This window comes from Streptomyces sp. NPDC005551, from assembly GCF_042871785.1.
Classification (GTDB): domain Bacteria; phylum Actinomycetota; class Actinomycetes; order Streptomycetales; family Streptomycetaceae; genus Streptomyces.
Genome location: NZ_JBIAJE010000003.1, coordinates 268,998 through 281,519, shown reverse-complemented (window position 1 = coordinate 281,519; position 12,522 = coordinate 268,998). Strand labels below are relative to the sequence as shown.

Here is a 12,522-nt window from a genome sequence, read left to right as displayed (position 1 = left end):
CGTCCCGGAGGCCCACCGATGCGACAGTTCACCGCCATCGTCAACCCCAGCGCGGGCGGCGCCACTTCAGCCGCCGCGCTGCTGCGGGTGGCCAGGCTGCTCCGGGAGGCAGGGGCCGAGCTGGAAACCGAGTACAGCCGCAGCCTGGCCCACGCCCAGGACCTCGCCCGAGCGGCGGGCGCGCGCCGGCGCGTCGTCCTGGCCGTGGGCGGCGACGGCATCGCGGGCGGCATCGGCGGAGCCCTCAGCGGCACCGACGTGCTGTTCGGCCTCGTCCCCGCGGGCCGCGGCAACGACTTCGCGAGGGCCCTCAAACTCCCCTCCGAACCGGCGGAGTTGGCCCGTATTCTGCTGCACGCGCCACCGCGCGCGGTGGACACCGTCGAGGTGGAGTCGGCCGTCCACCCCCGCACGACCGTCCTCGGCAGCGTGTACGCGGGAGTCGACGCGCTCGCCAACCGCCACGCCAACGAGGCGAAGCTGCTGCGCGGTGCCGCCTCCTACTACGCCGGCGGACTGCGCGCCGTGGCCACCTGGCGGGCGGCCACCTACCGCGTCACCGTCGACGGCGAGGAGCACACCCACCGCGGCTACACCGTCGTTGCCGCCAACTCCCCGTACTACGGCTCCGGTCGCATGATCGCCCCCGGTGCGCGCGTGGACGACGGGCTGCTCGACGTGGTGCTGATCCGGGAAGCGCCGCGTCGGCTGTTCTTCGCCCTGATGAACGAGCTCGCCTCGGGCGCCCACGTCCGACGGCCGCAAGTGCGCGTCCTCCAGGGCCGGGAGATCCGCATCGAGGCGGACCGCGAGGTGCCCTACGGCGCCGACGGCGAGGTCGACGCCGTCCTCCCCGTCACCGCGCGGGTACTGCCCGGCGCCTTGAAGGTGCTGTACTGAACCGCCCGTCCTCGTCCTGTTCCGCCTCGTTCCGTTGCGTTCCGTTCGCGAGCGGTGGCCGTTCTCGGCCAGCTCGCTGCCCGGCGTATGTGCGGCTGGTCGAGGCGCGGTGAGGACGATGGCATAGAACTCGCGGCGCGGGGCACTTGGGGGATGTTTGACGTGCCCGGTGGTGAGCCGTGGCGCCAGAGGCTGGATGCAGCCCGTTCCTCGCGGTGCGACGCGCCGCCCCGCGGGAGGGGTTTCGAAAAAGAAGGAGCACCGTGATCATTCCGGCGGAGAAGGAACTGCGCGCTGTACTGGCCCGGTTCGCTCAGGCACGTATCGAACACGACGTGCGCCCCACCGGCCGCACCAGCCGGGACCTGGAGGACTCCATGTACACGCTGTGCGTGATGACCGGAGCCCGCACTGCCGAGCAGGCGCTGCGCTCGGCCGACGCGCTGCTGGATCAGTACAGGGCGAGCCGTATGGGGATCTCCCAACAGGATGAGACGCTGGCCGCGTAGGACGACGCTCCTCTGCCACGGCGCCATGTGTGGAAGCTGCCCTCCATGTATCAAGTGACGTCGAACGGGCTGTTGCTCTAGCGTGCCGCCTATGACCACCCCGGACGCCGGCATTGACGACAAGGGCGGCGTGGCGATTCGCTGCCAGGACAACTTGTCTGTCGTGGTGCGATTCGCCGATCGGTTCAGCTACGACGAAGACTCTGTGCACTTCGCCGTCGAAGTGCAGGCACCGGGCTTGGCCGCCCGAGTCGATGAGGTCGTCGTCTGGATCTGGGACAGTGATCTGGTCGCGTTCCTGGAGGAACTGGCCGCTGGCTACCGGGGATGGGACGGCGAGCGGGGCTGGCAGACCGACGACCGCGACTTCGCGGTGTCAGCCGTCTTCCGGTCCGGCGGCCACGTCGGACTGACCTGGACCCTGCGGCCATGGCCGGAGGCCGCCGGCGGCTGGAGCGCCTCGGTGACCACCTGGCTGGAGGCCGGTGAACAGATGGGTTCCCTGGCGGCCGATGTCCGGCACTTCCTCGCCTGGGAGGCGCGGTGACAGCCGGCAGACGAATCACCTCGGCACGGTACGGACCGCTCAGCCGGCCGTAATCGTCCGCGCCGGCCGAGGCGGATCAGGCTGCCCGATGGCACGGAAACGCAGTAGTCCCCTCAGAAGTCCTGGCGGGCCGTCGGCGTGTCCGGTGCTGCCGGTGTGTACCGGGATGCGTGACTGCGCCGCAGGGACGGATGGACGTTGGCCAGGGACAGATCGCCCTCGTAGTGGTCGGCGAGCCGCGGATCCATGACCCTGCGCCACAGGGGTGTCAGCCAGGCCAGGACGATCATCGTCGCGTACCCGGAGGGCAGCTGTGGCGCATCGTCGAAGTGGCGCAGGGTCTGGTAGCGGCGCAGTGGGTTCGCGTGATGGTCGGAGTGCCGCTGGAGTTGGAACAGGAGAAGGTTGCTGATGGTGTTGTCGCTGTTCCAGCTGTGCCGCGGGGAGACGCGCTCGTAGCGGCCATCGGGCCTCTGCTGGCGGAGCAGGCCATAGTGTTCGAGGTAGTTGACGGTCTCCAGAAGACAGAAACCCAGTACTGCCTGCAGGAGCAGGAAGGGAACAACCCTGAGGCCGAATACCGCACTCAAGGTGCCGAACAGGACCCCGGTCATGGACCAGGCGGTCAGGACGTCGTTGTGCCTGCTCCATACGGCTCGGCCGCGCCGCTGCAGCCTTCGCTGCTCCAGGTGCCAGGCCGACCGCAGACTGCCGAGTACGGTACGGGGCAGAAAGCGCCAGAAGCTCTCACCCAGGCGTGAACTGGCCGGATCCTCGGGGGTGGCCACGCGGATGTGGTGACCGTGATTGTGCTCGACGTAGAAGTGGCCATAACCGGTCTGCGCGAGCGCCATGCGGCTGAGGCGGCGCTCCAACTGCTCCCGCTTGTGTCCCAGTTCGTGGGCGGTGTTGATGGCTACGCCGGCCACGACTCCGGTGGTGGCGGTCAGTCCCAGGTCTTGTGCGAGGGAGAGGGTGCCGCCGGCCCACTTGCCGCAGGCCCATACAAGGGCGCCGAACTGCAGAGGCAGGTAGAGGTAGGTGCACCAGCGGTAGTAGCGGTCCGCTTCCAGGGCCTTCATCACCTCGTCCGGCGGGTTCGACTCGTTCGAGCCCAGCAGATGATCGGCGACCGGTATGAGGACGAAGGCGAAGAACGGTCCCCACCACCACAGAAGGCCGCTGCCGGTCAGATCGACCAGTCCCTGCGCTTGGAAGGGGAGGGTCGGGACGGCGAGCGCCAAAGGCCAGAAGTGGCGCTTGCGGTCGCGCCATGGGAGCCGCGTACGCGAGTCGCGGTGGGACATGAAGCCTCCTTGGGCAGCGGGCGGCACGCTCCCGCGGTTTCGCCGGCTTGCGGTCTGAACCACCTTGGGAGAATGCCGAGCGTGCCAGCTCGGTATTCGACTGACAAACTCTGCGCCGTGTAAAATTTCTGATGGTCAGTCAGTGGTCCGTGAAGGAGAACCTTGTGACCGAGGCGCTCGATGCCCTGCCACCCGATCCGCCACGGATCGCCTGGCGCAAGCAGATGCGGGAGAGGGTCTTGCGGGAAGCGTGGTTGCTTTCCACGCAGGCGGGGTGGGACCGGGTGCGGGTGGCGGACCTGGCGCAGCGGGCGGAGGTGTCCCGGCCGTCCATCTACGCGGAGTTCGGTGACCGCGCCGGTATCGGACGGGCGCTCGTGCAACGCGAGACCGAGCGTTTCCTGCTCGGAGTCGGCGCCGTCCTGGACGGTCACCGCGGGGATGTGAAGGCCGCCCTGGAAGCCGGGGTGGGTCACGCTCTGGCCGAGGCGAAGAGCAACCCGTTCGTCGCTGCCGTGGTGTCGGCGGCGCAAGGCGGTACGGAGGCTCTGCTGCCCTACTTGAGCAGCCGACCCGAGCCGGTGTTCTCCGAGGCACGGAAGCTGGTCGGGGCCTGGCTCGATGCGGCAGCGCCCCACATCGCAGGGGACCGCAGGGAGGAAGCCGCTGATCTGGTGGTTCGGTTGACGATCAGCCACCTGTTGTTGCCGACGCCGGACGGAGACTCCATCCCGAAACGAGTGGCACGGGCCGCGCACGCCGTTCTCGAGATGCCCGTCGAACCGTGACCGGCCGCCGGGATGCAAGGACCGGGCGGACAACGTGCCGTCTCCAGCTGACTCACAGCCCGCCTGCGGTTGCCCGGTTGCCTCCCCCGGGGGATGCGCCGATGGCAGCCAGGGATGCGGTGATCCGGTAGCGGCGCCCTGAGCCGCGTCACGGGAGCGGGCGTGGTAACGGCGGGGGAGTTCGTTGATGACTGAGGCCGGCACGCTTCGACGCGGACCACGAACTTGTTGCCATGGGTGGGGGCGACCCGACGGCGCTTGAGGCCGTTCACTGCGCACCCGACGGGGCGCCGTCGCCCCTGAACGTCCTTGGAGGGGCGGCCGCCCGCCGGTTTCCGGACCTGACCGGGAACGCAGGGGTGGGCGCGGCGATCGCACGCGCCCGAGCTCACGGTCACCGTGACACGGGCCTTACTGATCGTTTCAGAATGAGTTGGGCTTCGGATCTTGTGGCCGACAATCTTGATCGGCAAAGTGTCCGGGTGCGTGCTGATCTTGTCTCTGACGACCTGTGGGAGCGGGTGGCTCCGCTGCTGCCGCCCGCTCCCGAACGGCGCCGCCGGCATCCCGGACGGCTGCGTGTTCCTGACCGCGTGGCGCTCGCCGGCGTCCTGTTCGTACTGCGGACCGGTGTCGCGTGGCGCGATGTCCCGGCCGAGGCGGTGGGCTGTTCCGGGGTGACGGCCTGGCGCCGGTTGCGGGACTGGACCGAGGCCGGCGTCTGGCCTCGCCTGCATGCCGCCCTGTTGACCGAGCTTCGTCGCGCCGGCCTGCTGGACCTGGACGACTGCTCCGTGGACGGCTCGCATGTCCGGGCCCTGAAAGGGGGGATCACGTCGGCCCCTCGCCCGTCGACCGGGCCCGTCCCGGCTCCAAGCATCACCTGATCGTCGACCGCCACGGGACCCCGCTTGCCGTGACGCTCACCGGCGGCAACCGGCACGACGTCACCCAGCTCCTGCCTCTGCTGGACGCCGTCCCGCCGATCCGGGGCCTGCGGGGGCGTCCCCGCCGCAAGCCCCGTCGTCTGTATGCCGACCGGGGCTACGACTTCGACAAGTACCGCCGCCTGCTGTGGAAGCGCGGCATCAAACCCCTGATCGCCCGGCGCGGCGTCGCTCACGGCTCCGGCCTGGGCAAGGTGCGCTGGGTGGTCGAGCGTGCCTTCGCCTGGCTGCACCAGTTCAAGCGGCTCCGTACCCGCTACGAACGACGCGCCGATCTCCACCAGGGCCTGCTCGAACTCGCATGCAGCCTTATATGTCTGCGTCGGCTCCGGCGGGCGGTCGATCGCGCCTGGCGGAGACGGGCCTCGGCCCCGTTGATACACACGACGCAGTCCTTGAAGAGGTGCTGTTGGTTGGCAGCCGGCAGCAGCCTGCTGGGCGGTCCGCGGGAGGGCCCTGGGGTGGTGGGTCAGTCCGCGGTGCCGTTTCGGCGGGCGTAGGCGCGGGCGGCGCGGGCGCGGTCGCCGCAGCGTGTGGAGCACCAGTGGCGCCGGCCGTGGGTGCGCAGGAGGAACCGGTCGCAGGGGGCTGATCCGCAGGCGGCAAGGATGTCGGCGTCGGGGCCGGTGAGCAGGTCGGCGGCGTCGGCGGCGAGGGTCGCCAGTGCGTGGTTGACGGCCTGGTCGGTGGGGTGCGCCTGGACGCGGCGCAGCCCTTGGGCTCCGTCCCAGGCGAGGAGGGGGGCGGTGGGCACGGCCGTGAGGGCCTCGTTCACCGCTCGCAGGGATTCCTCGGGCGGGGTGGTGGTGTCGACGCGGGCGGCGAACAGGGCGCGGATGTGGGTGCGCAGGGTGCGCATCCGCTGGGCGCAGAACTCGTACAGCTGCACGTCCGGGGTGGTGAGGTCGTGGGCGGCGAGCCAGTGCATGGCGGATTCCGGGGCGGCGAGCAGGTCGTAGCTCTGGCCGGCGGGCAGGGTGGCGGCGGTGTCGGCGAAGGCCAGGGAGCGGTACCGGTCGGCACCCGGTGCCGAGGGCAGAGCGGTCGCTGCCGCGTCGGTGGCCAGGGTCTCATCCATGCCCCTCATGGTAGCGCTTGCGTTTTCCCGTGAGACCTGCCTACCGTTGAGCTCACGGAAAACATTCCAAGTTTGCGTGAGAAATGAGGAGACGTGATGTCCCAGCACAACGCCAGCCAGTTCCCGGTCCGCACCTTCGGCGGCCCGACCGCCCTGTTCGAGTACGGCGGCCTGCGCTTCCTGACCGACCCGACCTTCGACGGCCCCGGCGACTACGCCACGCCCGGTGGCCCGACCCTGACCAAGACCGCCCCCTCCACCACCACACCCGCCGACCTCGGCCCCATCGACGTGGTCCTGCTCTCCCATGACGAGCACGCCGACAACCTCGACACCTCCGGCCGCGCCCTGCTCGCCGACGTCCCCCTCACCCTCACCACCCCCGGCGGCGGCAAGCGCCTCGGGGCGAAGGCCAAAGGCCTGGCCGACTGGGAGTCGACCGAGCTGGAGCGCCCGGGCGGCGGCACCATCACCGTGACCGGGGTCCCTGCCATCCACGGCCCCGGAGCGCGCGAGGAGATCGAGCCCTTCGCCGGCCAGGTCGTCGGCTTCGTCCTGACGGGCGAGGGCCTGCCGACGGTCTACGTCAGCGGCGACAACGCCTCGCTCGACGCCGTCAGGGAGATCGCCGACCGCTTCGCCCCGATCGACACCGCCCTCCTGTTCGCCGGAGCACCCCGCTTCCCCATGCTCTTCGACGGCCGACCGGTCGTCCTCGACAGCGCCCAGGCCACCGAGGCCACCCGGATTCTCGACGCCCGCCGCGTCGTCCCCGTCCACCACGACAGCTGGGCCCACTTCACCGAAGGCCGCGACGAGCTGGAGGCAGCCTTCGCCGCCGCGGGCCTGACCGACCGCCTGGACCAGGACTGGGCACAGCGCGCCTGACCCCGGACCGCCACTCAGGAACCGAGACCTCGTGCCAGGGACGGGGCTCCCCACACGCCGAGCCCCGCCCCTGGGAGCAACCCCTCGCGGCGTCCTCTGCGCCGTGCCAGAACGACAGAGAAGGACCCGATCACATGTCCACCGCAACCAACGCCGGCCTCGTGCACCGCTTCTACCAGGCCCTTCAGCAGGGCGACTACGACACGCTCACCGGCATGTTCCACCCGGACCTCGTCTTCTACCCCCAGATCGACAGCCCCCGGCCCGGCGCCGCAGGATTCGTCGACGCGGAGAAGAAGCACGTCGACGCCTTCTCCGACATCCGCCTGACGGTCCTCGACACCGTCGCCGAAGCCGACAAGGTCGGCGCCTACGTCGTGGTCGAAGGAGACCAGAGCGGCGACTACTACGGCATCCCCCCACGCGGAGCGCACGTACGTTTCTCCATGTTCAACCTGTTCACCTTCAAGGACGGGAAGATCATCGAGAAGCGGGCCCACTACAACCTGGCCGACATCATGGACCAGCTCACGGCCGGCTCCGCCGCCTGACGACACGGGCCTCGACAGGGACACACCCTGCACCTCTCCACCGCCGCCCACCAACAGCGCGCGCCTAGAGCGAAACGCTCCGACCGCCCACACCGAGAACCGCGGCATCACCTTCTGGCTGATGCCGCATCGCCCGGCGGGCTGCGCAGGCCGGGCACCGCCCTGGCCGTGACGAGCACCAGGGCAATCACTCAGCGCTACATACCGATCACCGCGACTATGCGAGAACAGGGCCGGGTCCGCGTCATCACGGCGCGCAACTCTCCGGCCAAGCGTCTCATTCTGAAACGATCAGTTAGTCAGGCCGAGGCGGGGGTGCGGGTCAGCGCGGTGCGCAGCGCGAAAAGGCCGAGCAAGCCACCCGACGTGAACCGCTGGGCAGCCATCGCGCGAGGCCGGGCGGCCAGAAAGCCCGACACCCGTGCTGCGCCCAACATGATCACGGCGTTCACCGAGATCCCCACGATGATCTGCACTCCACCGAGCTGGAGCAACTGCCCCCAGGCCGGGCCCGCCTGGGGGTCCAGGAACTGGGGGAGCAGGGCGGCGTACATGAGAGCGATCTTGGGGTTGAGCAGGTTGGTGAGCAACCCCATCGAGAACAGGCGGGCGTCCGAGACCCGAGGCAGGTCCTGTGCCGGGGCAAACGGAGAGCGGCCTCCGGGCTTGAGCATGCCCCAGGCGAGGTAGGCCAGGTAGGCGGCCCCGGCCAGCTTGACTACCAGGAACGCCACCGGCACGGCAGCGAACAACGCAGAAAGACCCGCAGCCGCAGCGACCAAGTAGCAGACGAACCCCACGGCGGTTCCGCTGAGGCTGACCAAACCCGCCCTGCGGCCTTGGGTGATGGCGCGGGAGGCGAGGTGAACCATGTTCGGTCCCGGAGTGAGGGCCATGCCGAATTCGATCAGAGCCACTCCTCCGACTGCGGTCAGAGTGATCACCGGTCAACCTCCTGGTCGTTCGCCGGGCGCCTGAAACGAACTGGGTTGCCCGCGGACAACAACCTACTACGCCGCGTCAGCAGCGCCTGTCCTGCCGTCTGCGGAGTACTGCCCCCTGCGCCCGCTGCGGGCTCCGGCGGCAGTCGAGGAGGGGCGAAGCCCGGTGATGGGTCGTCACCGGCGCAGGGACGCTGACAGCTCCGCGTCGAGCAACGCTCAGATCCCCACGATGCCAGGTTGTCCACTTGGTGCAGGAGTTCGAGACGCTCCAGCCGGCCAATGCGGCAACGTCCCCGTCATCGCTGTGTCCGGACGCGCAGAGCCTGGACGGACCAATCGAAGACTGGAGCCAGACTCTCCGGGGGCGGCCAGCCGTTGACCACTGCGAGCAGCTGGAGGTACCGCTCCCTGCGGGGGTCACTCACGCTCTCCAGCCGAGTCGCCAGCCGGCGGCGAAACTCAACGTCGTCGGGGCGGCCGAGGAAGTGCGCGCAGTGCGCCGTGAACGCCGCGACGATCGGATCGGCCTGGGGCGAGGCCGGGTCGATGCCGGCGGCCAGGGCCGGGCCGACCTGGTCACGGACGACTGCGGCGATGTCGCGTCGCGGGCCCGTCATGTCTCTTCGGGTTTGCTCGGCTGCCAAGTCCTCGGCCATCCGCCGCATGACGGCGCGGAAACCCGGGTCCAGGGACATTTCGGCCAACTCCACCCACGCCTGCACCTGCTCTGCCTCCGAGTTGTCGGGTAAATCGGGGGTCATCGAGCGCATGACCCCCGCGAATGCGGGGGCGGCGTGAAAACCGCCGAAGACGGCGTCGAGGAAATCGCCGATCAGACGTCTGCGTTCGTCCTCGGAAAGCTTAGCCAGCCGGTGCATGAGTTCCGTCTCCTCAGGTGTGGACCCGCGCTCGGCCACCGTCATCAGCACCGCGCGCCGCATGCGCAGGACGCCGATCTGCGCTGCCAGTGCTTCGGCGTGCGCCGCGGCGACCTCGGGAAGCGAGAGCTCGCGGTCCACGACCTTGCGGATCGTGGGAAGGTCCAGTCCCAGCTCACGCAGGGTCCGCACGAGGTCCAGGCGTGCGACGGCGTCGATGCTGTAGAGGCGGTAGCCGGCCGGGCTGCGGTCCGTCGGCGCCACGATTCCGCGATCGGAGTAGAACCGAATGGTCTTGACCGTGAGACCGGTCCGTCGAGCGAGTTCACCGATCGAGTAGAGCGTGTCGCCGTCCATGCCCCCACCTTTGTGTCTCCCCCTACTGGAGACTCAAGTCCCTTCGCCTGCCGGCAGGCAACCACTCCACATCCACAAGTCTTGACAATTCCTCCCCCGCGTCTCGCCTGGCTCGAGGCGGGAGACGACTCAGGAGACTGCGCAAGGTTTTTGTTGGGCGGCGTGGCACCTGACGTCTGCGCGGCCACGTTGCCGGACTCATGGCGTGGTTCCGGCCAGGCCGCCCACTGTGTAGGTGTCGTAGATGTCGAGGAGGTCCTCATCGGCATCGAGCAGGAGACCTGGGGACATGCGGCACACCAGCGCCGACAGCCGAGTCAGTGCGCCCATCCCCGGCCCTGCATCTCGCCCCGTCAGCGGACTGGCGTGAGGCCAGTCGTCCTTGAGCTGCGCGAAGCAGTCGCGGCGTGAGCGTTCCTCCGACACCTGCGTGCGGTCGTCCTGGACGTGCCAGAGCCCTTCGATGGGAATGCGTCGGCAGGCGCGCACCAGACACCGACGCGCCTGCGGATGCAACTCCGCCCAGGACTTCGGCAGGACCAGTCCGCCGACCGCGTCCCACGCCAGTACCTCCGCCTCCTCGAGCCGGTCGGCCGCCAGGCTGACCGCCGTGAGGGAGTAGGGATGTTCCTCCTGCCACACGTGCGTGTAGACCATCTCTGACGTGGTCACCCGATATACGCCTTTCGCTGTCCCAAGAGGTGGTTGTCGTCGTGGTCGTGCGCTCCCCGCAGATTCGCGAACGGCCTGTCCATCCGGTCAGGCCGCCCGCGCTTGCCGGAGCACGCCTTTACCGTGCACGATCTGCTCGGCACGTACTCGCTCAACTGCGCCGGCCGGCTCCCGCGTCCCGTCTCGCGACAGGTGCGCCCTTTCCGCACCCCGATCAAAGTGGCCAGCTGCGTACCCGGGCGGGCGGGGAGGGCCGCGGCCTGGCCTCACCGAACTCATGAGGGACGGCGGTGCGGCTGCCGGCGCCGGCAAACGGGCAGGGAGTGCTTACAACTTCGCCCGCTCCATACGAGTCCAACCGCACGTATCGCAGGTTCACGACGCTTGGAGAACGCAGGATGCAGGCAGGGAAACGGGTAGCAGTCACCGGTGCGCTCGCGGCGACGCTGCTGGCGGCGGCGCCGGCAGCAGTCGCCGGCGACCGGGACGCGTCGGTCGGCGTGACCCGGGAGAAGGGGCACGCTGTGGCGTGCCAGGCCGAGCAGGACGGCATACAGGTGTCGCTGGAGCTCTACGAGAACTCCGCCTTCGGCACCCACATCGGCTTGTCCCTCGAAGCCGACGGGCAGGAGTACGGGGGAGGCGGGCCGGTCGAGCACGGCCTGTTCGACCAGGGGGTCATATCGGGCCAGGTGGCATACAACCGGCTGGAAGAAACCGCGGGGGAGGAGCAGGTCGCCCGCATCCAGGGCTCGTACGAGGTGTCCGGTCCGCGCGTGCGGGTCCGGGAGGTGTACCAGGAACCCTGGGGCGAGGTGGTGAGCAAGGGCTGGCGGACTCCGCTGGCTGCCGAAGTGTCCCTGAACGTGCTGGGGCGGCAGGTGCAGCTCACGTGCGGTGAGGCGTTCGCCTTCGACTTGCGGGTCAAGCGCATAGGTTCGGCGGCGCGCGTCGATGGGCGGGCAGGGTAGGAGGGACAGCGAGCGGGTGCCTGCGTCTGTCGCGGGCCCCGCACTCCCGCGCCCGCGGTGAAGACCGCTCAACGGTGCCCCGCCGCTGTGTGCCCCGGCGTCTTCGGCGGCCCGCAGGACCTGTTGGCTTTCGCCGGCCAGGTGATGAGCAGGGCGGTTTCCGCGGTCACCCACCCGGGCGTGCGCATGAGGGCTGTCCCTGAGAGGCCGCACGTGACAGAAGGCGTGTGCGGGACAAGTCCTGGCCGCTCCGGGTCCACGGCCGTAGTTTCTCCGGGTTTCGCGTGGCCCAGATTCGGGTGACGCGCCGGTCGGTGATGTCGAACGCGGCTACGGTCATCACGATGCCGGACTGTTGGGCGACCAGGCCTGGTGCGCCGTTGACGGTGCGCTGCAGGAGTTGGAGTCCGGGGGCTCTGTCGGCGATGGCGATCATGTACTCGGCGATACGCGCGCCGCCCTCGACCGGGCGCAGGACGGTGCCGACCATGCCGCCGCCGTCGGCGGTCATCACGGCGGCGGGGTCGAGAAGACCGACCAGGGTCCCGATGTCCTTGTTCTCCCAAGCCTCTTTGACGTGTCTGACGACGTCGGCCCGGTCTGTGGCCGGCACCGGTGCGCCCGTGGGGTGCACTCGCCGGCGGGCGGAGGCCGCCAGCTGTTTGCAGGCTGCGGGGGTGCGGCCGAGGATGTCGCCGATCTCGGCGAACGGGTAGCGGAAGACGTCGTGCAGGACGAACGCGACCCGTTCGGCGGGCGTCATCGTTTCCAGGACGACGAGGAGGGCCATGGCGATCGTCTCGTCCAGGACGATCTGGTCGGCGGGGTCCTCGGGGCCGGTGGGAGCGCTGCCTGTGGGGGTCCATTCGGTGCGGTCGGGCAGCGGTTCGGGCAGCCACGCGCCGACGTAGCGTTCGCGGCGGGAGCGTGCCGAGCCGAGCAGGTCCAGGCAGATGCGGCCGGTCACCGTCGTCAGCCAGGCGCCGGGGGAGCGGATCTCCTGCTGCCGGCTCGGGGGCAGCGTGTACCAGCGGGTGTAGGCGTCTTGCACGGCGTCCTCGGCCTCGGTCAGCGAGCCGAGCAACCGGTAGGCCACATTGATCAGTTGGCGTCGCTCGCCGGCTATGGCGTCCGTACCGTCCCCGGCAGTCTCCATGTCTGTGGCCCCGCCTTACCTTTCGCCGC

At 69.6% G+C, this 12,522-nt stretch carries 13 protein-coding genes and 1 pseudogene; 8 read left to right on the top strand and 6 right to left on the bottom strand.

Going from position 1 to position 12,522, the window contains the following annotated elements:
• The first annotated feature begins 18 nt into the window (after window positions 1-18).
• The 3 genes from ACFYP4_RS09535 (at window position 19) to ACFYP4_RS09525 (ending at window position 1,956) form a co-directional block, all read left to right on the top strand.
• Window positions 19-900: a YegS/Rv2252/BmrU family lipid kinase gene (locus ACFYP4_RS09535; protein ID WP_388784308.1), complete on the top strand. Its 882-nt coding sequence runs from the start codon at window positions 19-21 to the stop codon at window positions 898-900.
• A 263-nt stretch (window positions 901-1,163) separates the two neighbouring features.
• The gene (locus ACFYP4_RS09530) at window positions 1,164-1,409 is read left to right on the top strand and encodes a DUF5133 domain-containing protein (RefSeq protein WP_388784305.1); all 246 of its coding nucleotides are present in this window, start codon (window positions 1,164-1,166) and stop codon (window positions 1,407-1,409) included.
• Between the two features lie 91 nt (window positions 1,410-1,500).
• Complete coding sequence (locus ACFYP4_RS09525; protein ID WP_388784302.1) at window positions 1,501-1,956, top strand: DUF6228 family protein; 456 nt, start codon at window positions 1,501-1,503, stop codon at window positions 1,954-1,956.
• Between the two features lie 113 nt (window positions 1,957-2,069).
• On the opposite strand, the gene ACFYP4_RS09520 is transcribed toward ACFYP4_RS09525, so the two are convergent.
• Complete coding sequence (locus ACFYP4_RS09520; RefSeq protein ID WP_388784299.1) at window positions 2,070-3,263, bottom strand: alkane 1-monooxygenase; 1,194 nt, start codon at window positions 3,261-3,263, stop codon at window positions 2,070-2,072.
• Window positions 3,264-3,427: 164 nt separating this feature from the next.
• Here ACFYP4_RS09520 and ACFYP4_RS09515 point away from each other — a divergent pair, with 164 nt between their 5' ends.
• Window positions 3,428-4,051 (top strand): TetR family transcriptional regulator, encoded by a 624-nt coding sequence (locus ACFYP4_RS09515; RefSeq protein WP_358851831.1) that lies wholly within the window; start codon window positions 3,428-3,430, stop codon window positions 4,049-4,051.
• 482 nt (window positions 4,052-4,533) lie between these two features.
• A pseudogene (locus ACFYP4_RS09510) lies at window positions 4,534-5,333 on the top strand (IS5 family transposase); the annotation flags it as partial.
• Window positions 5,334-5,467: 134 nt separating this feature from the next.
• Here the strand turns inward: ACFYP4_RS09510 and ACFYP4_RS09505 are convergent.
• Window positions 5,468-6,076, bottom strand: coding sequence for an ABATE domain-containing protein (locus ACFYP4_RS09505; protein ID WP_388784296.1), 609 nt, complete (start codon window positions 6,074-6,076; stop codon window positions 5,468-5,470).
• 96 nt (window positions 6,077-6,172) lie between these two features.
• Between ACFYP4_RS09505 and ACFYP4_RS09500 the strand changes: the two genes are divergently transcribed.
• Together ACFYP4_RS09500 and ACFYP4_RS09495 are read left to right on the top strand one after the other, a co-directional pair.
• Complete coding sequence (locus ACFYP4_RS09500; protein ID WP_388784293.1) at window positions 6,173-6,964, top strand: MBL fold metallo-hydrolase; 792 nt, start codon at window positions 6,173-6,175, stop codon at window positions 6,962-6,964.
• A 134-nt stretch (window positions 6,965-7,098) separates the two neighbouring features.
• Window positions 7,099-7,515 carry an ester cyclase gene (locus tag ACFYP4_RS09495; protein ID WP_388784290.1) on the top strand — a complete coding sequence of 139 codons (417 nt, stop codon included), beginning with the start codon at window positions 7,099-7,101 and terminating at the stop codon, window positions 7,513-7,515.
• A 299-nt stretch (window positions 7,516-7,814) separates the two neighbouring features.
• Here ACFYP4_RS09495 and ACFYP4_RS09490 read toward each other — a convergent pair whose 3' ends face one another.
• The 3 genes from ACFYP4_RS09490 to ACFYP4_RS09480 form a co-directional block, all read right to left on the bottom strand.
• Window positions 7,815-8,459: a LysE family translocator gene (locus ACFYP4_RS09490; protein WP_358851830.1), complete on the bottom strand. Its 645-nt coding sequence runs from the start codon at window positions 8,457-8,459 to the stop codon at window positions 7,815-7,817.
• A 296-nt stretch (window positions 8,460-8,755) separates the two neighbouring features.
• A complete protein-coding gene (locus ACFYP4_RS09485; protein ID WP_388784287.1) occupies window positions 8,756-9,694 on the bottom strand; it encodes a MerR family transcriptional regulator in 939 nt (312 codons plus the stop codon).
• 198 nt (window positions 9,695-9,892) lie between these two features.
• A complete protein-coding gene (locus ACFYP4_RS09480) occupies window positions 9,893-10,366 on the bottom strand; it encodes a hypothetical protein (protein WP_388784284.1) in 474 nt (157 codons plus the stop codon).
• A 398-nt stretch (window positions 10,367-10,764) separates the two neighbouring features.
• Here ACFYP4_RS09480 and ACFYP4_RS09475 point away from each other — a divergent pair, with 398 nt between their 5' ends.
• Entirely contained in the window at window positions 10,765-11,337 is a 573-nt protein-coding gene (locus tag ACFYP4_RS09475) for a hypothetical protein (protein ID WP_358851827.1), read from the top strand.
• A 166-nt stretch (window positions 11,338-11,503) separates the two neighbouring features.
• On the opposite strand, the gene sigJ is transcribed toward ACFYP4_RS09475, so the two are convergent.
• The gene (sigJ, locus tag ACFYP4_RS09470) at window positions 11,504-12,493 is read right to left on the bottom strand and encodes an RNA polymerase sigma factor SigJ (RefSeq protein WP_388784281.1); all 990 of its coding nucleotides are present in this window, start codon (window positions 12,491-12,493) and stop codon (window positions 11,504-11,506) included.
• Window positions 12,494-12,522 lie beyond the last annotated feature (29 nt).